This is a genomic window from Alkalicaulis satelles, from assembly GCF_008630495.1.
Taxonomy (GTDB): Bacteria; Pseudomonadota; Alphaproteobacteria; order Caulobacterales; family Maricaulaceae; genus Oceanicaulis; species Oceanicaulis satelles.
The window spans coordinates 783401-803683 of sequence record NZ_VWOJ01000002.1; the positions used below are offsets into that span (position 1 = coordinate 783401).

Genomic DNA, 20283 nt, shown 5'->3' on the forward strand with positions numbered 1-20283 from the left:
AGTCCCGCGCCATGGCTTATGCTGCAGTGCAGCGAAACGCTGGGCGGAGTGCGGTCATGATCTCCTTACTGGGCATGCTGGCGGCGCTGGGGCTGCTGATCTGGCTCGCCTACCGCGGCGTCAGCGTCCTGGTGCTGGCGCCGGTGATGGCGCTGGCCGCCGTGCTGGCGGCGCCGGGCGAGCCGGTCATGGCCAGCTATACCCAGGTGTTCATGCCCGCCGCGGCGGAGTTCATCGCCCGCTTCTTTCCGCTGTTCCTGCTGGGCGCGGTGTTTGGCCGGCTGATGGATCATACCGGCTCGGCCCGGGTGATCGCTGACGCCGCCGCGCGCCGGCTGGGGCCGGGCCAGGCGAGCCTGGCCGTGGTGATCGCCTGCGCGGTGCTGACCTATGGCGGGGTGTCGCTGTTCGTGGTGGCCTTCGCCATCTATCCCGTGGCCGACGCCCTGTTCCGCCAGGCGGACCTGCCGCGCCGCCTGATCCCGGCGGCGGTGGCGCTGGGCGCCTTCACCTTCACCATGACCGCCCTGCCGGGCACGCCGGCCATCCAGAACGCCATCCCCATGCCGTATTTCTCCACCACGCCCTTCGCCGCGCCGGGGCTGGGCCTGATTGCCGCGGCGGTCATGCTGGGTCTGGGCCAGGCCTGGATCAGCTGGCGGCTGCGCCGGGCAAAAGCGCTGGGCCAGGGCTATGATCATGGCGCGCCGCAGCTGACGCCGGCCATCGGCGCGCCGGGCGAGACCGGGACGCGGGCCGGCGATCCGCCGCTATGGCTGGCGGTAGCGCCCATCGCCCTGGTGCTGGCGGGCAATTATGTCTTCAGCACTATAGTTTTCGGCGCCATGGACGCGCCCTATCTGGCCGAGCCGCGCTTTGGCGCCACCGATATCGGCGCGGTGCGCGGGCTGTGGGCCATCATCGCCGCCCTGACGCTGGCGATCGCGGTGCTGCTGGCCGTGCATGTCCGGCGCCTGGCCAGTCCCGCCGCCACGCTGGGCGCCGGGGCCAATACCGCCCTCCTGCCGATTTTCAACACCGCCAGCCTGGTGGGCTTTGGCGCGGTGGCGGCGGGCCTGCCCGCCTTTGAACTGGTGCGCGCGGCGATAGACGGGCTGGGCGGCGGCCCGGTGCTGGGCCTGGCGGTCTCGGCCAGCGTGCTGGCGGGCATGACCGGCTCGGCCTCGGGCGGGATGAGCATTGCGCTGGACGCGCTGGGGGCGGGCTATCTTGAACAGGCGCGCGCGGCGGGGATCTCGCCCGAGCTCCTGCACCGCGTGGCGGCGCTGGCCACCGGCGGGCTCGACGCCCTGCCGCATAATGGCGCGGTGGTGACGCTGCTGGCGGTGTGCGGGCTGACCCACCGCCAGGCCTATGGCGATATCTTCATGGTGGCGGTGGTGATCCCGGTGGCCGCGCTGGCCGCCGTGGTGGTGCTGGGCGGTCTGTTCGGCGCGTTCTGAAGGGGTCAGGTGCGTTTGCGCGGCGCGCCCCATGTGTGCGGCGGGGCGGGATGGGGCCCGCCGGGGCGCACGGGCCGCTCTGCGAACCCGCCCAGGCACAGCGTGCGGTCATAGAGCGTGATCGCAGCAGCCATGGACAGGTTGAGGCAGAAACGGGTGGGGATTTTCACCACATGGGCGCAGCGCGCCAGCAGGTCTTCGCTCAGATCGCCGCGCTCGCTGCCGAACACATAGGCCGCCGCGTGCGGATGGCGGAAGCTGGGCATGGGCACGGCGTCATCGGTGAGCTCCACCCCCACCAGCTGGCAGCCGCGCGGCAGGCGCATCTCTTCCACCCCCTGCCAGTGATAGGCCGGGACGCTGTCCTGGGTGCGGGAGGTATCGGCGTGGGCGATCTCGCGCGCGCGGTGTTCAGCGCCGAGCGTGAAGACGAAATGGGCGCCGAAGGCGTGAGCCGTGCGCATCACCGCGCCCAGATTCATCGCCTTGGACACGCCCTCCAGCCCGACTGCGAAATAACCTCTCATGGCCCTTTTCTAGAGCCATTCGAGCCAGATCGGGAACCGGTTTCGGGTTTAGTGCACGCTCACCGGCTGGGCGCCGTGCCAGCGCGCCGCGGCGAAGGCGGCGTCGCGGTCGGAGAACACGGCCATGCGCTGTCCGCGCTCGTCATGAATGGCGTACAGCGTGTCGTCAGCCCGGATCTGGATGTCGCTGGCCGCCGCCGCGTCCATCACCTCGGCGCCGGCTATGGCCCGCACATAAACGGTCGGGCCGGATTCGGCCGTTTCGTCCGGATTATGGGTCATCGCTTCACTCATGACGCGCTCCTTTCCTGGCGCAATGTCTGGACAAGTACGTGGGAAGCAGGCGCGCACGCGTCAAGGGTTGAGCCAAACACAACAAACCCCCGCGCCATCGGGCTGCGGGGGTCTGGAGAACTGGTGGAGCCAGGCGGAATCGAACCGCCGACCTCTTGAATGCCATTCAAGCGCTCTACCAACTGAGCTATGGCCCCGAAATCGCCCGTAGGGCGGGCGGGGAGGGACCCCCGCCGGATCAGGAGCGCGGACATTAGTCGCGCGCCGCGCCCCGATCAAGCCTGCCCGGCGCCGCCTTGTGCAGCGCGGCCGGGCGGGCGTGCGCCAGGCTCACGCCCGGCCGCTGGCGCCCCTTATTGCTTACAGATCGTCGTCGTCATCATCGCCGACCACGACGTCATCAATATCATCGTCATCGTCGTCCAGGAGGATGCCGCTATCGTCCTCGTCATCGTCGAGATCGGATTCCTCGTCAGAGAAGCCGTCCAGGTCTTCATCGGCCGGCGCGGCGGTCTTGGCCTTCACCGGCGCGGCGTCGGTGTCGTCATCCTCGTCCTCGCCCATATCGATGGGCTCCTCGTCGAGCTCGGGCGCGTCATCATCGCCGTCCTCGTCATCGCTGTCGCCGGCGTCGTCGAGCGCTTCGTCCTCGTTATCGTCCTCGTCCTCATCCTCTTTGGGATCGGGCTTGGGGCGGGGCGCCTTGCGCGGGGGCGCCTTGACCGCCTCTTCTTCGAAGAAGGAGACGGGATATTCCTTGCCGGTGAACGGGGATACGACCGGGTCCTTGCCCAGGTCGTAGAATTTCTTGCCCGTTTCGGGGCAGACGCGCTTCACGCCGAGATCGGTCTTGGGCACGGGGTTGGGTCCTTCAGCGCTGGATGGCGGCTTTAAATCGGCGCGCCAGTTGCCACGTTCGGCGCGCGCTGTCAAAACCCGATTTCGCGTTTTTCCACCCTTATGAGCGATCCGTGCCCATGATCCCTGCCAATCCGTCTGTCAGCGGACCGAGAACCGCCAGTCCCGTCAAGCGTTTGGCCGGGCGCCTGCCAGCCCCGGCGGACAAGTCGGTGTCCCATCGCGCACTGATGTTTTCCGCTCTGGCGGACGGGACCAGCCGGATTTCCAACCTGCTGGAAAGCGCCGACGTGACCGCCACGGCGCGCGCGGTCGCGGCGCTGGGCGCCGATGTGCGCCGCGACGGGCCGGGCGCCTGGACGGTGACGGGGCGCGGCGCATGGACCAGTCCGGCCGGGCCGCTGGACCTGGGCAATGCGGGCACAGGCGTGCGCCTGTTGATGGGCGCGGCGGCGCGCTTTGATCTCGAAGCGGTGTTCACCGGCGATGAGAGCCTGTCGGCCCGGCCCATGGCCCGGGTGCTCGATCCGCTCGCCCTGATGGGGGTGAAGAGCCGCTCGCGCGACGGCCGCCTGCCGGTGCGCCTGACCGGCTCGCGCGCGCTCAGGGCCATTGATTACGCCCCGCCGGTGGCGTCCGCCCAGGTGAAAAGCGCAATCCTCATGGCCGGGCTGGGCGCCGACGGTGAGACGACCGTGCGCGAGGCCCACGCCACGCGTGGCCATACCGAAACCATGGCTCCCCTCTATGGCGCGGACATGTCGGCCCGGGCGGACGGGGCGGGCCTTGTCGCGCGGGTGCGCGGCGGGCGGGTGCTGACGCCCCATGATCTGGCGGTGCCCGGCGATCCGTCCTCGGCGGCTTTCGCCATCGCCGCCGCCCTGATCACGCCGGACAGCGATGTGACGCTCACCGGCGTGATGGACAATCCCGCCCGCAACGGGCTCTACGCGGTCTTGCGCGATATGGGCGCCGATCTCACCCTCACACCCGCCGGAACCCGCGCCGGGGAGACGCTGGTCGATATCTCCGCGCGCTCGGGCATGCTGACAGGGATCGAGGTGGCGGCCGATCGCGCGCCATCCATGATTGACGAATATCCCATATTGTCCGTGATCGCGGCGTTCGCCGAAGGGGCCACCGTGATGAAGGGGCTGGCCGAACTGCGCGCCAAGGAGAGCGACCGTCTGGCCGCTTCGGCGGCGATGCTGGCGGCCAACGGGGTCAGGATCGAGCTGGGCGAGGATTATCTGGTGGTCCATGGCTGCGGCGCGGGCGGGGTTCCCGGCGGCGGGCGGGTGGAGACCCGCCACGATCACCGCCTGGCCATGAGCGGGCTGGTGATGGGGCTTGGCGCGCGCGAGCCGGTGAGCGTGGATGACGCCGCCATGATCGCCACCTCCTATCCCGGCTTTTTTGACGACATGGCCGCCCTGGGCGCAGACATCGCCTGAGCGGCGCATGGCCGCGCCCGTCCAGCGCCGTCCCGATTCCAGTTCCATTGGCTGAAAGAAACGCGCTACGCTCATTCCCGGACAGGCATTTGGGGATGTTATTCAATGACGGACAATGGAAGCGGTGCGCGCGTGCTTCTGGTCGAGGATGACGAGCAGGACGCCTTTCTGTTCTCGAAAATGCTGCGCGAGGAGGCCGGCGCGGCGCAGATCGACCGCGCAGTGGAAGGCGCTGGCGCGCTGGAGATGCTGCAACAGGGCCCGGCGCCGGACTGCATCGTGCTGGATCTGCGGCTGAGCGGCGAGGACGGGCTGTGGCTGCTGGACCGGCTATTGGAGGATGAGGCGCTGGCGCGCATTCCCGTCATCGTCTTTTCCGGCGATCTTCAGCGCATCCAGCGCGCCTCGTCCAGCTTCCCCAATGTGGTCTCCTCGGTGCGCAAGCCCGAGACCCTGGACCAGTACCGCGCAGCCCTGGCCATCGTGGCCGCCATCCTGCAAGCGGCGGTGCGCTAACGCCGGAAGCGCTCCAGCAGGCGGTCGATGTAATCAAGTTCTTCCTGGGGGCGGCCGCGTTCGGCGGCCCGCCGGCGCAGTTCTTCCAGTATGTCGCGGGCGCGCTGGCGTTCGGCTTCGCTGGGGATGGCGGTCTCGCCCTCCACGCCGCCTTCACGGCCCAGCGGGTCGCCGCCCTCGCCCTGGCCTTCCTGTTCGAGCGCTTCAGCCGCCTCGCGCGAGGCTTCGCGCAAGGCCCGCACGGCCTCGTCCTGATCGCTGAGCGCGCGCTCCGCATCGCCCTGGCGCAAGGCGCGCTCGGCGGCGTCCATGGCGCGCCGGGCGGCCTCCAGCGCGTCTTGCGCGCGCTCGCCCGGGATCATGGACAGGGCTTCTTCGGCGTTCTCCAGCCGGTCGCGAAGGGCGCGCTGGCGTTCGGCCAGATCGGCGAAATCCGCCGGCCCTGTCTCGTCAGGACGCGCGCCTTCGCCCGTACCGTCCTCATCTTCCTCCGGGACAGCGTCCGCACCCGGCGGCGGCGGCGCTCCGGCCCCGCCGCCCTGGCGGTCGCGCTGGAAGGTGTCCTCGCTCAGGGAGCGTTGCTCGCCGATGGCTTCGGAGAGCTCTTCGAGGGCTTCACGCAGGGCGCGCGCCATGGGGCTGTCCGCCTCGCCTCCCCCCCCGCCCTGGGACAGGGTCAGCTGCATGTTGCGCAACAGCTCGGCCAGCTGGGCCAGAGCCTGGCGCGAGCCGGACGTATCGCCCAGCTCGGCGGCCTCGCGGATGGCGTCGAGCAGCTCCTGCAGGGCGTTGGCGTCCATGCCGCTCATGCCCGCCGCACCATTGCCCTCGGCGAAGCGCCCGGCCTCGGCCGCCTCGCGGGCCAGCGCCTGCATATAGACCTGCACGGCGCGCTCGAAGGCGTCGAACAGGGCGGCCAGCTCGATCGGGTCGGCGCCGCGCGCCAGCGCATCCATCAGCGCCTCCTCGGCGGCGCGCAGGGCGGCTTCAGCGTCGGCCAGGCTGCCCAGCTCGGCGCGCAGGGCGATCTGCCACAGGTCTTCATCCAGATGGGCCAGGGCGTCGAGCTCGCGGGCGCGGCGCACCTCGCGCAGGGCCGTGCGCAGGCCCATCCACACCACCGGGTCGTCGAAATAGGGATGGGGCGCATCGCTGACCGCATCCAGCGCCAGCGCCAGGCGCTGCACGCCGGGCGGGGCGCGGTCAATGCGCCGGTCAGGCTGGTCGTCGACAAACGCGTCCGCCAGGGTCAGCACCGACACCGTGTCGGGCATGGGCGCGTAAGGCTCTCCCACCTGGATGAAGCGGCGGCGCTCCGACGCCACGGCCCGGGCCAGCGGGTTGAGGAAAACGCGCTGGGGCAGGGTCAGGCTGATCTCTCCGGACGCCCCGCGCTGGCCGATGGCGTCAAATGCGGCCACGCGCGCCGTCACCCGTTCGCCCGCCAGCGCATGGCGCGAGAGATCAAGCCGGATACGCTTGAGCCCGTCATCGCCTGTATCCGTAACCGCGCCGGGCGGTATCTCCATGTGCTCGTGCGGACCGCCCGCCTCGGGGGCGAACTCGAAGGCCAGCGCCTCCACGCCGTAATCATCCTCGGCATAGATCTCCAGCACCAGGCGCCCCTGCGCGTCGCCGGACGGTTCGGCGGCCAGGCGCACCTCGGGCGGCCGGTCCTCGATCAGGGTCAGGTTGACGCGCTCGCGCAGGCCTCCGGCGCGGATCAGGATCTCGCCATCGCCATCAGGGGTGATGCGCAGCTGGCGCACATCGCGCGACAGCGCCTCCAGCTCGGCCGGCGCGCCATGCACGGACGGATCGCGCGCCAGCCCGGCGATGCGCACGGCCAGCACCGAGCCTTCGGGCGCGCGCGCCTCGCGCCGGTCGCGCAGATACATCACCGGGCGCCCGGTATAGGCGGGCGGCTCGATCCACATCTCCACGCTGGCGCCCAGGGCCGACCCGCCCGCCAGCGGGCGCGGTGAAAAGGCCTCGGACAGGCGCGGCGCGGCCAGATCGCCGGCCAGGAAGACGCCGCTGGCGAACACGACCAGGGCTGACAGGCGCAGGCCCCACGGGTCCATCTGCGCCCAGGCCGCGCGCGGACGCCGGACGCGGGCGGTCCCAAGCCGGGCGGCCATGCGCGCGCGGTGGGCGGCCCACCAGCCCTCTTTGCCAGCGCGGGCGGGCGCATCGCGCAAGGCCTCGATGGGACGTCCGTCCAGGCCGGAATCGGCCTCCAGCCGGCGCTCGGCTTCGCGTGCGGAGGGCCAGCGCCAGCCGCGCGCCATGATCAGCGCGCCCCAGGCGCCCGCCGCGATCAGCGCCAGCAGGGCCATCACCCGCCAGGGATCGCCCAGACGCTCGAACACGCCGAACACAGCCAGGATCAGATAGGCGATGAGCGCAGCCAGAGGCGCAGCCAGCACGGGGGCGGCGCGCTCCCACAGGAGCGCGGCGCGGGCGGTCGCGATCTGGGCCGCCAGGCGGCGCTCGGCGCGTGTCATGGCGTGTAACCTAATGGCTCCGCGCGCGTTTGACACATGACAATCTCAGCCGCGGCGCCCGAGCGGCTTGATGGCGCGCCCGGCTCCCGGCACAGTCCGTTCATGACCGCCCTGCGCCCCCTCCTGATGACTTGCGGACTGCTCGCCCTGGCGGGGTGCGCCTCGGCCAATCCGTTCGCCGATCCGCGCGATCAGGTGTTCCGCGTCACCTCCGACATGCCTGTGCCGCCCAATGTGGAGCGCGCCGCTGACGCATCGGGATGCTCCGGCGGGCAGCTCAACGCGGTGGAGGCGCGCCTGCCTGACTATCCCGCAAGGGGCTGGTCGCGGGGCCTGCAGGGCTGGACGGTGGTGCAATTCGACGTGCGCGAGGATGGCCTCACCCAAGGCGTGCATGTGGCCCGCGGCGTGCCCGGCGGCAGTTTCAACCGTGAAGCCGAGCGCGCTGTGCGTGACTGGCGCTTCGCCCCGCTGGAACCGGGCGAGCAACTGACTGGCTGCGTGGTGCTGTTCGAGTTCACGCAAGGGCTTGTGCGGGTCCGGTAGACCCCGGGGCATTGCCCCGTCGCCTCGCGATTCACCTTCCGGTAAGATGTGATTCGTTCATGGCCCGCCCGTCTAGGCGCGGCCGGTCAGCCCGGGGGCGCCAGTACGCATGACGGACGCCGAGCCGATCCAGCTCGCCACGCTGATTGTCACCGGAGGCGCGGTGGCTTTCGCCGTGTCGGCGGGCGTGTGGGCTTTTCGCATGACCGCCGGGGCGCGCGCGGCGCGGGCGGACTGGCGCGCGAAAATGGCCCGGCTGGAAGACCGGCTGGAGCGCGCCGGCGGCGTATTGGGCGCCCATCCCGGCCTGATACTGGTCTGGGACGCGCCGCCTGACGCCGATGCGCCTGACTGGGGCCAGCCGGGCATTTACGGCTCGCCCGAGGCGCTGGCCTCCATGGTGCAGTTCGCCGATCTCGGCCAGGGCGCCGCGGCCAGCGGCGATGCGGGGCGCGAGATTCTCGACGGCATCGCCGATTTCGAGGCGCGCAGCGCGCGCGGCGACACGGTCACCCTGCGCCAGCGCCTGCGCCGGCTGATGGAGACCGGGCAGGGCTTTTCCCTGAAAATCGCCGGACCCTCAGGCCGGCTGCTGGAAGCCGATGGCCGCGCCGCCGGGCGCCAGCTGGTGGTCTGGCTCACCGACGCCACCATACGCGAGCTGGAGGAAGCCGGGCTCAAGGGACGTGTGGAGGAAGCGCGCCGTTCGGCGGACGCGGACCCGGCGGCCTGTCTCGACATGGCTGCGCGCAGCCCCGTTCCGGCCTGGCGCATGAATGCCGCCGGGCGGCTGGTCTGGGTCAATGACGCCTATGCCGAGGCGGTGGAGGCTGGCAGCGCCGCCGATGTGGTGGAGGACCAGATCCTGCTGGAGCCGGCGCTGGCCGAGCAGACCCGCGAGGCGCTCAAGGCCGGGTCCGCCCAGCAAAGCGTGCGCGGCGCGGTGGCCAAGGGCGAGCGGCGCATCCTGGCCTTCCATGTCTATCCGGTGAGCGGCGGCGTGGCGGGCTTCGCCGTGGACGTCACTGACGGGGAGGAAGCCAAGGCCGCCCTCAAGCGCTTCCGTCAGGCCCACGACCAGACCCTCAACCACATGGCCGAGGCGGTGGCCATTTTCGACCGGGCCAAGCGGCTGGTGTTCTACAATCAGGCCTTTGTGCGCGTGTTCGGCCTGGAAGAGGCCATGCTCAACGAGCGCCCGGCCCATTCGGCCCTGCTGGACCGGCTGCGCACCGCGCGCCGTCTGCCCGAGCAGGAGGATTATGCGCGCTGGAAGGCGGCCGAGCTGGCGCTCTATGAATCCCCGCCCGGCGCGGACATGCCTGACGAGCTGTGGGCCTTGCCCGACGGACGCATGCTGCGCGTGGCGCGCCAGCGCCATCTCATGGGCGGGCTGTTGCTGATTTTCGAGGACATGACCGACCAGCTCGCCCTGCAGGCGCGCTACAACACCCTGATCAAGGTCCAGCGCGCGACGCTGGACAAGCTGCACGAGGCGGTGGCGGTGTTCGGCTCGGACGGGCGGCTGAAACTGCGCAACGCCGCCTTCGAGACGCTCTGGGGGCTGGATCCGGACGGGCTGGACGAGGCCGGTTTCGACGATGTGTCCGAGGGGTGCATGGCGCTGTATCCCAACGCTGACGCCTGGAAGGCGCTCAAGGCGCGCATCACCGATCCCAGCCCCGAGGCGCGCACGCCCGTGGCCGGCGAGATCCGGCGCACCGACCAGTCCGTGCTGACCTGGCTGACCCGGCCCCTGCCCGATGGCGCCACCCTGATCGCCTGGGACGACATCACCGACACCCGCCGGGTGGAGGCCGCCCTGCGCGACCGCGCCGAGGCGCTGCAGGAATCAGAGAAGATCAAGACCGGCTTCGTGGAGCATGTGAGCTATCAGCTGCGCACGCCGCTGACCACGATCCATGGCTATGCCGATCTGTTGGCGGGCGGGTTCGCCGGCGAGCTCAATGAGCGTCAGAGCGATCATCTGACCGCCATCCAGCAGGCCTCCAGCCAGCTGGGCAAGCTGATCGACGACATTCTCGACATCGCCGCCATCGACGCCGGCCAGCTGGAGCTGGAGCTGGGCGATGTGCGCCTGGACGCGCTGGTGACCGAGACCGCCGAGCTGATCGCCACCCGCGCCGAGCACGCCGGCGTGCGCATCGCCATCGCCGCTGACAGCGAACTGCCCACCGCGCGCGCCGACGCCAAGCGGCTCAAGCAGGTGCTCTACAATCTGCTGACCAATGCGCTGGACCATATCCAGCCGGGCGGCCAGGTGGAGATCGGCGCCGGGGCGGGCGAGGAAGACGTGACCTTGTGGGTCAGCGATGACGGGGCGGGCATCGCCGCCGAGCGCCAGGCCCATGTGTTCGAGCGCTTCGAGCGCGGCGAGGGCGGCGGCGCCGGGCTGGGCCTGGCGCTGGTCAATGACATCGTGCGCCTGCATGGCGGCTGGGTGGCGCTGGAAAGCGCGCCGGGCGAGGGCACGCGCGTGACCTGTCACCTGCCGCTGATCGCCGATCCGGCCGCCGCGCCGCCGGAGCTGGCGCTGCCTGCGCGCGGGCGCGATGAAGGCCAGACCGCCTGAAGGGCCAGCCCCGTTTGCCAAATCGTTACGCGCGCCCGATAAGACGGGGACGACGCCGCCCCCCGCGATGGAGCCCGCCATGCAGATCTTTCTCGACACCGCCGATATCGAGGCCATCACCGCGCGCGCCGGCGGCGGGCTGGTGGACGGGGTGACCACCAATCCCTCGCTGATCGCCGCCTCGGGCGCGGATATATTCGAGCGCATTGCGCAGATCTGCGCCGCCGTGGACGGGCCGGTCAGCGCCGAGGTGGTGGCCACGGACCTGGACGCCATGCTGGCCGAGGGACGCAAGCTGGCGGCCGTCGCGCCCAATGTGGTGGTCAAGCTGCCGCTCACCCCCGATGGCCTGAAAGCCTGCCACGTCTTCGCAAGCGAGGGCGTGCAGACCAATGTCACTTTGTGCTTCTCGGTCAATCAGGCCCTGCTCGCAGCTAAGGCGGGGGCCAGCTATATCTCGCCGTTTGTGGGCCGGGTGGAGGATATGGGCGGGGACGGCATGGACCTGCTGATGGGCATTCGCGAGGTCTATGACCATTTCGGTTACGAGACCGAGCTTCTGGCCGCGTCCTTGCGCTCGCCGGCCCATGTGGAGGCGGCTGCGCGCATTGGCTGTGATGTGGTGACCATTCCGCCCAAAGTGTTCGACCAGATGATCCGCCACCCGCTCACCGATGCGGGGCTGGAAGCGTTTCTGGCCGACTGGAAGAAGACCGGGCGCGGCGGGCTGGCCTGACTGGCCTGAGGCCTTACGCCTCGCCCAGCGTGCGTCCGATGGCCAGGAAGCGCTCGCGCCGGCGCTTGCGCAGCTCCGAAGGCTCCAGCCCGTCCAGCGCCGACAGGGCGCTTTCCACCGCATCACCGACGCGCGCGATGGCTGCGGCCCGGTCGCGATGGGCGCCGCCCACCGGCTCGGGGATGATGGAATCGATGATTTTCAGCTCGATCAGGTCCTGGGCGGTGATCTTCATGGCCATGGCCGCATCGCGCGCACGCGCGCCGTCGCGCCACAGGATCGAGGCGCAGCCCTCCGGTGAGATCACCGAATAGATCGAGTGCTCCAGCATCATCACGGTGTTGGCCGAGGCCAGCGCCACCGCGCCGCCCGATCCGCCCTCGCCTGTGATCACCGAAACCAGCGGCGTGCCCAGCGTCAGGCAGCGCTCGGTGGAGCGGGCGATGGCTTCGGACTGGCCGCGCTCCTCCGCGCCCACGCCGGGATAGGCGCCGGCGGTGTCCACCAGCGTGATCACCGGAAGGCCGAAGCGCTCGGCCAGATCCATCAGGCGGATCGCCTTGCGATAGCCTTCCGGGCGGGCCATGCCGAAATTATGCTTGATGCGGGTCTGGGTGTCGTGGCCCTTTTCGTGGCCCATGATCACCGCCGGGCGGCCGCGGAACCGGCCCATCCCGCCCAGAATGGCGCAATCCTCGCCAAAGCGGCGGTCGCCGGACAGCTCTTCGAAATCACTGACCAGCGCGTCCAGATAATCGCGCAGATGCGGGCGCTCGGGATGGCGGGCCACTTGCGTCTTGCGCCAGGCGTCCAGCTTTGAATACAGCGCTTTGAGCTGCTCGGCCGATTTCTGGCGCAGCCTGGACACTTCTTCAGCCGCGTCCGGGGCGTCATCGCCATTGCGGGCGAGCACGCCTTGCAATTCCTCGATCTTGGAATCGAGTTCGGCGATGGGGCGTTCAAAGTCGAGATAGGTGCGTGTCGGATCCGACATGAGCCGTCCTGGAAAGGCGTGTCACTGTGATGAACTGCAAACTAGAGCCCGCTTTCGCCCGGCGCAATCACCCGGCGCGGCGGCGCTTCACTCCGGCTTGCGGGCCAGCGGGTGAGCATCATGGACCAGGCGCGTCAGGCGCTCCTCGAGCACATGGGTGTAGATCTGGGTGGTGGACACGTCGGCATGGCCCAGCAGGAGCTGCACGCTCCTCAGGTCCGCGCCATGGGCCAGAAGGTGGGTGGCGAAGGCGTGGCGCAGCACGTGCGGGCTGATCGCGGCGGGGTCGAGCCCGGCTTCGAGCGCGATGTCCTTGAGCAGCTGGGCGAAGCGCTCGCGAGTGAGATGGCCCTGCGTCCCGGTGCGCGAGGGAAAGAGATAGCGCTCGGCGCGTGATCTTGAGGGCGCGGTCCTGGGCGGCAGATGGACATCGCGCACCGCCTTGTAGGCGCTGACCGCCTCGAGCGCGGCGTTGGTGAGCGGGACCAGGCGCTCGCGCCCGCCCTTGCCGGTGACGATGACGCAGCGCTCGGCGCGGGCGAACGCGGCCAGCGGCAGGCTGACCAGCTCGGTGACGCGCAACCCGCCTGCATAGAGCAACTCCAGCAGGGCGCGCGCCCGCGCGCCGCCCGGACCGTCCAGCGCGTCCGCCGCAGCAAACAGCGCGTCCACATCGGCTTCGCTGAGCACTTTGGGCAGGGGCCGGGCGCGTTTGGGGCCTGACAGCGCCGCGGCGGGATCATCGGCGCGCAGGCCCTCTTTCAGGAGGAAGCGGTAATAGCGCTTGAGCGCGCTCAGCCGCCGCGCCGTGGTGGCCGGCGCCAGCCCGTCGCGGGCCAGAGCCGCCAGCAGGGCCTCGAGATCGGGCGTGGCGGCGTCATCCAGGTCCACGCCACGCGCCGTCAGGCGCGCCGAGGCGTCTTCGAGATCGCGCCGGTAGGCGTCCAGCGTGTTGCGCGCCGCGCCGCGCTCGGCGGCCATCATGTCCAGGAACAGCGCGATGGCGCGCGCGCTCACGCTTCCTCGTCCAGGATCAGCTCCAGCACAAAGCGCAGCGCCTCGATGCGCAGACCCGCCCGGTCCAGCGCCAGCGCCGCGCCCGCGCAGGCTTCGGGGTCGCGCCCGCCCTGCTCGATCAGGCGCGCGGCATGCAGCTGGGTCTCGCCCTTGGCGCCCGCCACAGCGGCCAGCAAGGCCGGCACGATCAGGGGGGCGGGCACTTCAGGATCGCGCGTCAGCCCGGTCAAAGCCGTGCGGATGGCCGCCCCGTCCGGCGCGCCCAGCGCGCTGAGCGCCGCAGCCTGGCACAGACGGGCGGGATTGGGCGCCTCCATGCGCGCAGCCAGCAGGGCCTCGAACCCGCCGCCGGTGATTTCACCAGTGGCCACGGCGCGCGCGAAATCGAGCGCCACCAGCACGCCGGGCGGCGGCGGGGTCCAGTCGGGATCCGGTTCAGTCCGGGCGGAGGCGGGCGGCGGAGGGGCCTCAAACCCCTCTCCATACGCATCCTCATCGCTGAGCCAGGGTGCACCTTCAAACGGCGAGACTTCGCGCGGCGGCCCGCTCAGCAGCGCCTCGCGCCAGGCATTGGCGGCGATGATGTCGTCGGCCGCCAGCGCGGCCAGCATGAAGCGGGGGCCGTGGGCCAGCGTGTCGGCGGTGATGGGAATCTCGGCCACCTCGATGCCATAGGCGCTGGCGGTCTCCACGAATGATCCGTTGCGCGCCGCATCGTCCAGCGCAATGGCCAGCGCCTCGGCGGCGATCTCCCGGTCGAGATCCTGCTGGATCAGCGCGCCCAGCGCCGCAGCGCGCAGGGCGCCCTCCATGGCTTCCGCCGCCTCCAGCGCTTCGCCCAGATCCTCAGGCAGCACCACGCTTTCGCCGGTGCGTTCGGCGGCGCGGTGCAGCCAGCGCGGCGCCTCCTGGCCCGGGGTGATGCGCGTTTCCGGCGCCAGAAACTCGGCCATGGCCAGCTGCAGCCCGCTCATGGGCGCGGCGTTCTCAGGCAGCCCCCGCTCCAGGGCCAGGGCGTCAAACAGGCGCTCGAAGGCCGGGTTTTCATTCTGGGCGCGGGCCAGCTCCGCGCTCAGCTCGGCGGCGGCGATATTGCCCGCGAAGGCCTGGCAGGCGGCGCGCGCGCGCAGCCAGTAGGATGTCTCGCGTCCCCGGATCAGGGTCTCGGCGATGCGGCAGCCTTCCTCGCGGTGGCCCAGCGCAAAGGCGGTTTCGGCATAGATGCGCGACAGGGCGGGCGATTCATGGGTGCGCGGGGTGCGCTGCATGAGGGCATGGACCGGCTCGGCCCGTCCCGCAGACAGCGCCCGTCCCGCGCGCATGGCGGCCAGCTCGCTGTCGCCGCGTGCACTCCGGGGCGGTTCGCCCGCGCTCAGAAGCGCACGCACGGCCAGGCGCGAGGCGGCAGGCGAGCGCCAGCCGGGGCCGGCGCTTTCAGGCAGCACGTCGAGAAGGGCGCGCAAGGCGCGCGCATCGCCCGAGGACCAGGCGTCCCCCTCTAGCGCCCCGCCGGGGGCGCCGATCTCGAACGGATCGGCCACTTCCAGCGTGCGCACCTCCACCGGGCGGCGTTCGGGCTGCTGGGCCGCGGCGCTGGCGGCCACAGGCGCACTCAACGCCAGCGCCAGCACGGACGGGACGAGGCTAGAGGCCCAGCTCATCGCCCACCTCGACGCGCATTTCCTGCGGCTCGGGCGCGCCGGATTCGGCAATCACCAGCAAAGCCCCCAAGGCGCCAGCGGCGATCACCACCGCCACGGCCAGTCCGATCAGCACACCCCGCATCGCGCCACTGCTCCTTCGCTTGCGCTTTCAGGCTTCTATATCGCAGGAGATTGGGGCGTTTTCCAGACAGCGCATCCAGAAGGCCCGCGCGATTGCGGCGCGCGGGCGCGCTGGCGTATACCCTAGGCCATGAACCATCCTGATCCCTTGCGCGCTCTGGACCGCCCCGTCGTCCTGGTAGGACTGATGGGCGTGGGCAAGACCACGGTGGGCCGCCGCCTGGCGGCGCGCCTCAACCGCCCCTTTATCGACGCCGACGAGGAAATCGAGGCCGCCGCCGGGCGGCCTGTCGCGGAGATTTTCGCCGATTTCGGCGAGGCCGCCTTCCGCGACGGCGAGCGCCGGGTGATTGCGCGCCTTCTGGAAAGCCCGTCGCCCATGGTGCTGGCGCTGGGCGGCGGCGCTTTTGTCCAGGACGAGGTGCGCGCCCTGGTCAAGGCGCGCGCCATCTCGATCTGGTTGCGCGCCGATCTCGACACGCTGATGAGCCGGGTCTCTCGCCGCCCCGGCGTGCGCCCTTTGCTCAATGACGATGATCCGCGCGCGGTGATGGCCCGGCTGATGGAGGCGCGCGCGCCGGCCTATGGCCAGGCCGATATCGTGGTGGACTCCGATGCAGGCTCCCATGACGTCACCGCCCGCCTGGTGCTTGAAGCCTTGTCGGACTGGCTGGAGGGGGCGCGTCCGTGAGCGCGCTCACCGTCCCCGTCGCCCTGGGCGCGCGCAGCTATGATGTGCTTATCGGCCCCGATGCGCTGGAGACCGGGGCGGCGCGCCTGCCTCAATACTGCCCGCGCGGGCGCGCCCTGATCGCGGCGGACCGCGCCGCCTTCGCCGCCCATGGCGAACGTCTGATATCCGCGGTGCGCGCCGCCGGGCTGACGCCCCTCGTCCATGAGATTGAAGGCGGGGAGCGCGCCAAGAGCTGGGCGGGGCTGGACGCCCTGACCGGCTGGATGCTGGATCAGGGCATGGAGCGCGGCGAGGCGCTGATCGCCTTTGGCGGCGGCACGCTGGGCGATCTGGCCGGGTTCGCGGCTGCGGTGATGAAGCGCGGCTGCGGCTTCATCCAGATCCCCACCACCCTCCTGGCCCAGGTGGACAGCTCGGTGGGCGGCAAGACCGGCATCAATACGCCCCAGGGCAAGAATCTGATCGGCGCCTTCCACCAGCCCGCCCTGGTGATCGCCGACACGCGGGTCCTCGACACCCTGCCGGAGCGCGAAATCCGCGCGGGCTATGCTGAAATCATCAAGGCCGGGCTGATCGCCGATGCGCCGCTGTTCGAGCGCCTGGAGGCGCTGGGACCCAAGGCGCTGCAGGGCGATGCGCTGGTGCGCGCGATAGCAGACGCCGTGGCGTTCAAGGCGCGCATCGTCGCCGAGGACGAGACCGAGCGCGGCGTGCGCGCCTTGCTCAATCTGGGCCATACCTTCGCGCACGCCTTTGAGGCCGAGGCGCGTCCCGGCGCCCTGGTCCATGGCGAGGCGGTGGCCGCAGGCCTGGTGCTGGCGTTCCGGTATTCGGTGCGCCGCGGCCTGTGCCCTCAAGCCGATGCGGACCGGGCTGAAGCCCATATCGCCGCGGCGGGCCTGCCCGCACGCATCGCCGATCTGCCTGGCGGGCCGTATGAGCCGGCCCGGCTGACAGCGCGCATGGGCTCGGACAAGAAGAATACAGGCGGGGCCATCACGCTGGTGCTTGCGCGCGCCATCGGCGAGGCCATGATCGCGCCCGGCGCGGACGCGGCGGACCTGACCGCCTTCCTGCAAGAGGAGACAGACCGGTGAGCGTCACAATCGAACCCTGGATGCTCTGGGCGGGCGGCGGCGTTCTGGTCCTTTTGACCTTTTCGGCCTTCTTCTCCGGATCGGAGACGGCGCTGACGGCCACCTCGCGCGCACGCATGCTGGCGCTGGAGAAGGACCGCGATCACCGCGCCGCGCGGGTCAACCGCCTGATCGCCGACCGCGAGAGCCTGATCGGGGCGATCCTTCTGGGCAATAATCTGGTCAATATCCTGGCTTCATCCATTGCCGCGGCCGTGTTCCTGACCCTGTTCGGCGAGGCGGGCGTGCCCATCGCCACGCTGGTGATGACGCTGCTGGTGCTGATCTTCGCCGAGGTGCTGCCCAAGACCTACGCCCTGTCCAATCCGGACCGGATGGCGCTGGCGGTGTCCTGGCCGCTGCGGTTTTTCGTCTTTCTCTTCGCGCCTGTGGTGGCCGCGGTGCAGACCCTGGTGCGCGCCACGCTGCGCCTGATCGGCGCGCGGGTGGAGGGCCCGGTCCTGTCGGCCCATGAGGAGATTCGCGGCCAGATCGACCTGCATCACCAGGAAGCCTCCCTGGTGAAGACCGACCGCGACATGCTGGGCGGGGTGCTGGATCTGCGCGAATTGTCGGTGGTGGACATCATGATCCACCGCAAGAACCTGATCATGCTCGATATCGACGCGCCCAACCGGGACATTGTGGAGACCGCGCTCAACAGCCCGCACACCCGCCTGCCGCTTTATCAGGGCGATCCGGAGAATATCGTCGGGGTGCTGCATGCGCGCGATCTCGCCCGCGCCCTGCACCAGGCCGGGGGCGATCCGGACGCGCTGGATATCGCCGCGGTCATGCGCGAGCCCTGGTTCGTGCCCGAAACCACCCAGGTCCAGGACCAGCTGGCCGCCTTCCGCACCAAGCGCGAGCATTTCGCCCTGGTGGTGGATGAATATGGCGCGCTGATGGGCGTGGTGACGCTGGAAGACATTCTTGAGGAGATCGTCGGCGATATCGAGGACGAGCATGACGTGAGCGTGGCGGGGGTCACCCCCATGGCTGACGGTTTCGTGCTGGTGGACGGGGCCACCCCGATCCGCGACGTCAACCGGGCGCTGGATTGGAGCCTGCCCGACAGCGAGGCGATCACCCTGGCCGGCCTGGTGATCCACGAGGCCCAGACCATCCCCGAAACCGGCCAGGTGTTCCGCTTCCACGGCGTTCAGTTTGAAATCCTCGAACGCAAGCGCAACCAGATCACCCGCCTGCGGGTGAAGGCCGACCGGGGCGAGGCGGATGCCGCCTTGTAAGGCTGACTGTTTAGCCTGGCTAAACCAGCAGGCAGGCGCGCTGGGCTTGCCTGCCGGCTTCAGGCGGCTAGCTGTGGCGATTGCATATCTGATGGAGTGACGCCATGCGCATAGTCCTGACCGCCCTCGCCCCCGCCTTCGCCCTGATCCTGCTGGCCGCCTGCAGCGCCCCTGAAGGAGAGACCGCCCTGGACCGCCCGATCATCCCCGCTGACGCTGAAATCACCGCGCCCGAAGACGCCTACGCCGCCGCCCCGCCCGCGCTTGAAGCGCTGGACGCCGCCTTTGAGGCCGCCGCGCGCGACGGCCGGCGCGTGGCCGCCATCTTTGGCGGGGACTGGTGCCCGGACTGCCGCATTTTTGCGGGCATGCTGGAGATCCCTGAGCTGGCCGCCTTTGTTGAGCGCCATTTCGTGATCGTGAAGATCGACGCCGAACGCACCGGCGAACTCAATGCCGAAGCGCTGGCGCGCTATGGCTATGAGGGGCGGCTGGAGGGCTATCCCACCGTGGTGGTGACCACGGCGGACGGCGTGGTGATCAACCGCGCCAACGCCGCCGAATGGCGCACCGCGCGCGAGCGCTCGCCCCAGGACGTGGCCGACTGGTTCCATGCCCTCATCACCGCGCCTGCGCCGGATGAAACCGACCGCGTGGCGGTGGCCGGCTGATGGAACTGGCCTATGCCGAGATTCACGCCTTCCCGGACGCAGACCGGCCCCATAGCGGCAATCCGGCCGGCGTGGTGTGGCTCGACGCACCGCTGGCGGACGCGGACCTTCTGGGGATCGCGCGCTCCAATAATCTGTCCGAGACCGCCTATCTGAGCGCCTCGGGCGAGGCCGATGCGTGGGGTCTGCGCTGGTTCACGCCGGAGGTGGAGGTCGATCTGTGCGGCCACGCCACGCTGGCCTCGGCGGCTTTCCTGTTCGAGGGCGGTCATGTGACAGGGCCCGAGGCCCGTTTCGACACCCGCTCGGGACGGCTCAGCGTGACCCGGCTTGAGCCCGGGCGCTACGCCATGGACCTGCCGGTGATCGGCTGGCGCGCGGGCGAGGCGGCGAGCGAGGCGGTAAAGGCGCTGGGCGCAGGGACCCCGCAGGCGGCGTTCGAGGTCGAGCGGGTCCACGGCGCACGCTATCAGATGCTGGTGTTTGAAAGCGAAGACCAGATCGCGGCCCTGCGCCCGGACACCGGCGCGCTGAAGCGCGCCGGGATCAATGTCATCGCCACGGCCCGGGGGAGAAGCGCGGACGTGGTCTCGCGCTTCTTTGCGCCGGCCAGCGGCGTGGATGAAGACCCGGTCACCGGCTCGGCCCATTGCACGCTGGCGCCCTACTGGGCCGGGGTGCTGGGCCGCGGCACGCTCACCGCCCGCCAGATCGGTCCGCGCCCGGGCGCCCTGACCCTGCAGGCGCGCCCGGACGGACGGGTGGTGCTGACCGGCGGAGCCCGGCGCTATCTCGACGGCGTCATCCGGATCTAGAACACCCGGCGCGGCGCCCTGTGATGAGGGTGCGCACGCCGGGGCGCGGGCGCGCGCCAGACAATACGCACCGGAACCGCGCCGGCGCGGGTGCGCATCACATAGCTGTCGGCCCGGCGGCTGTACTGAGCCGTTGCATTGTGCCGCGGCGCGGGAACGCCCAAGCGCACCTCCCGGCGGCTGGGCACATAGCGCCAGGCCTGGCGCGGGCAGCTGAACCGGGCCGGTTGCGAACGATGGAAGTTCACCGCTACGCGCTGCAATTGGGGGCAGGCGGAGGCGTTGACGACGAAATGGCCCTCGGGTGCGCGCGGCGCATAGCGCTGGGCTTCGGCGGGGGCAGGCAGGGCGGCGGCGGCCGAGAAGGCGGCGGCCGCTGCGAACAGAACGGCTAAGGCGCGCATGTCGCGGTCTCCTTCAACATTGTG

General features: G+C 70.5%; 20 protein-coding genes and 1 tRNA gene. 11 read left to right on the top strand and 10 right to left on the bottom strand.

Going from position 1 to position 20283, the window contains the following annotated elements; all coding sequences use genetic code 11:
* Positions 1-56: 56 nt before the first annotated feature.
* Positions 57-1463 (top strand): GntP family permease, encoded by a 1407-nt coding sequence (locus F1654_RS09395; protein WP_150023258.1) that lies wholly within the window; start codon positions 57-59, stop codon positions 1461-1463.
* A 5-nt stretch (positions 1464-1468) separates the two neighbouring features.
* Here the strand turns inward: F1654_RS09395 and F1654_RS09400 are convergent, their stop codons facing one another.
* The 4 genes from F1654_RS09400 to F1654_RS09415 all read right to left on the bottom strand — a co-directional run bounded on the left by F1654_RS09400 (position 1469) and on the right by F1654_RS09415 (position 3142).
* On the bottom strand, positions 1469-1990 hold the full coding sequence (locus tag F1654_RS09400; RefSeq protein ID WP_150023259.1) for an RNA methyltransferase: 522 nt from the start codon (positions 1988-1990) through the stop codon (positions 1469-1471).
* Between the two features lie 48 nt (positions 1991-2038).
* Positions 2039-2284 carry a DUF1150 family protein gene (locus F1654_RS09405; RefSeq protein WP_150023260.1) on the bottom strand — a complete coding sequence of 82 codons (246 nt, stop codon included), beginning with the start codon at positions 2282-2284 and terminating at the stop codon, positions 2039-2041.
* A gap of 121 nt (positions 2285-2405) precedes the next feature.
* Positions 2406-2481: transfer RNA gene (locus F1654_RS09410), tRNA-Ala, on the bottom strand.
* Between the two features lie 163 nt (positions 2482-2644).
* On the bottom strand, positions 2645-3142 hold the full coding sequence (locus F1654_RS09415) for a TIGR02300 family protein (protein WP_150023261.1): 498 nt from the start codon (positions 3140-3142) through the stop codon (positions 2645-2647).
* 119 nt (positions 3143-3261) lie between these two features.
* On the opposite strand from F1654_RS09415, the gene aroA reads away from it, so the two are divergent.
* Together aroA and F1654_RS09425 are read left to right on the top strand one after the other, a co-directional pair.
* Positions 3262-4596, top strand: coding sequence for a 3-phosphoshikimate 1-carboxyvinyltransferase (gene aroA, locus F1654_RS09420; RefSeq protein WP_150023399.1), 1335 nt, complete (start codon positions 3262-3264; stop codon positions 4594-4596).
* 105 nt (positions 4597-4701) lie between these two features.
* A complete protein-coding gene (locus F1654_RS09425; RefSeq protein WP_150023262.1) occupies positions 4702-5112 on the top strand; it encodes a response regulator in 411 nt (136 codons plus the stop codon).
* Here F1654_RS09425 and F1654_RS09430 read toward each other — a convergent pair.
* Positions 5109-7619: a DUF4175 domain-containing protein gene (locus F1654_RS09430; RefSeq protein WP_150023263.1), complete on the bottom strand. Its 2511-nt coding sequence runs from the start codon at positions 7617-7619 to the stop codon at positions 5109-5111. The two genes, F1654_RS09425 and F1654_RS09430, sit on opposite strands and share 4 nt — an antisense overlap.
* A gap of 102 nt (positions 7620-7721) precedes the next feature.
* Between F1654_RS09430 and F1654_RS09435 the strand changes: the two genes are divergently transcribed.
* The 3 genes from F1654_RS09435 (at position 7722) to fsa (ending at position 11494) form a co-directional block, all read left to right on the top strand.
* Positions 7722-8165: an energy transducer TonB gene (locus F1654_RS09435; RefSeq protein ID WP_150023400.1), complete on the top strand. Its 444-nt coding sequence runs from the start codon at positions 7722-7724 to the stop codon at positions 8163-8165.
* A gap of 109 nt (positions 8166-8274) precedes the next feature.
* Positions 8275-10758: a sensor histidine kinase gene (locus F1654_RS09440; RefSeq protein ID WP_150023264.1), complete on the top strand. Its 2484-nt coding sequence runs from the start codon at positions 8275-8277 to the stop codon at positions 10756-10758.
* Between the two features lie 79 nt (positions 10759-10837).
* Entirely contained in the window at positions 10838-11494 is a 657-nt protein-coding gene (gene fsa, locus F1654_RS09445) for a fructose-6-phosphate aldolase (RefSeq protein ID WP_150023265.1), read from the top strand.
* 13 nt (positions 11495-11507) lie between these two features.
* Here fsa and F1654_RS09450 read toward each other — a convergent pair whose 3' ends face one another.
* The 4 genes from F1654_RS09450 to F1654_RS13910 all read right to left on the bottom strand — a co-directional run bounded on the left by F1654_RS09450 (position 11508) and on the right by F1654_RS13910 (position 15290).
* Positions 11508-12488 (bottom strand): acetyl-CoA carboxylase carboxyltransferase subunit alpha, encoded by a 981-nt coding sequence (locus F1654_RS09450; RefSeq protein ID WP_150023266.1) that lies wholly within the window; start codon positions 12486-12488, stop codon positions 11508-11510.
* A gap of 87 nt (positions 12489-12575) precedes the next feature.
* Positions 12576-13505, bottom strand: coding sequence for a tyrosine recombinase (locus F1654_RS09455; RefSeq protein WP_150023267.1), 930 nt, complete (start codon positions 13503-13505; stop codon positions 12576-12578).
* The gene (locus tag F1654_RS09460) at positions 13502-15166 is read right to left on the bottom strand and encodes a hypothetical protein (RefSeq protein ID WP_150023268.1); all 1665 of its coding nucleotides are present in this window, start codon (positions 15164-15166) and stop codon (positions 13502-13504) included. Before F1654_RS09460 ends, F1654_RS09455 begins: the two co-directional genes overlap by 4 nt.
* Positions 15150-15290, bottom strand: coding sequence for a hypothetical protein (locus F1654_RS13910; RefSeq protein WP_199200526.1), 141 nt, complete (start codon positions 15288-15290; stop codon positions 15150-15152). Before F1654_RS13910 ends, F1654_RS09460 begins: the two co-directional genes overlap by 17 nt.
* Positions 15291-15419: 129 nt before the next feature.
* Between F1654_RS13910 and F1654_RS09465 the strand changes: the two genes are divergently transcribed.
* The 5 genes from F1654_RS09465 to F1654_RS09485 all read left to right on the top strand — a co-directional run bounded on the left by F1654_RS09465 (position 15420) and on the right by F1654_RS09485 (position 19855).
* The gene (locus F1654_RS09465) at positions 15420-15980 is read left to right on the top strand and encodes a shikimate kinase (protein ID WP_150023269.1); all 561 of its coding nucleotides are present in this window, start codon (positions 15420-15422) and stop codon (positions 15978-15980) included.
* Complete coding sequence (aroB, locus tag F1654_RS09470) at positions 15977-17080, top strand: 3-dehydroquinate synthase (protein ID WP_150023270.1); 1104 nt, start codon at positions 15977-15979, stop codon at positions 17078-17080. Before F1654_RS09465 ends, aroB begins: the two co-directional genes overlap by 4 nt.
* A 20-nt stretch (positions 17081-17100) precedes the next feature.
* A complete protein-coding gene (locus tag F1654_RS09475; protein WP_150023401.1) occupies positions 17101-18369 on the top strand; it encodes an HlyC/CorC family transporter in 1269 nt (422 codons plus the stop codon).
* 104 nt (positions 18370-18473) lie between these two features.
* Positions 18474-19040 carry a thioredoxin family protein gene (locus F1654_RS09480; protein WP_150023271.1) on the top strand — a complete coding sequence of 189 codons (567 nt, stop codon included), beginning with the start codon at positions 18474-18476 and terminating at the stop codon, positions 19038-19040.
* Positions 19040-19855: a PhzF family phenazine biosynthesis protein gene (locus F1654_RS09485; protein ID WP_150023272.1), complete on the top strand. Its 816-nt coding sequence runs from the start codon at positions 19040-19042 to the stop codon at positions 19853-19855. Before F1654_RS09480 ends, F1654_RS09485 begins: the two co-directional genes overlap by 1 nt.
* Here the strand turns inward: F1654_RS09485 and F1654_RS13915 are convergent.
* Positions 19852-20259 (bottom strand): hypothetical protein, encoded by a 408-nt coding sequence (locus F1654_RS13915; protein ID WP_199200527.1) that lies wholly within the window; start codon positions 20257-20259, stop codon positions 19852-19854. The genes F1654_RS09485 and F1654_RS13915 overlap by 4 nt on opposite strands.
* Between the last annotated feature and the right edge of the window lie 24 nt (positions 20260-20283).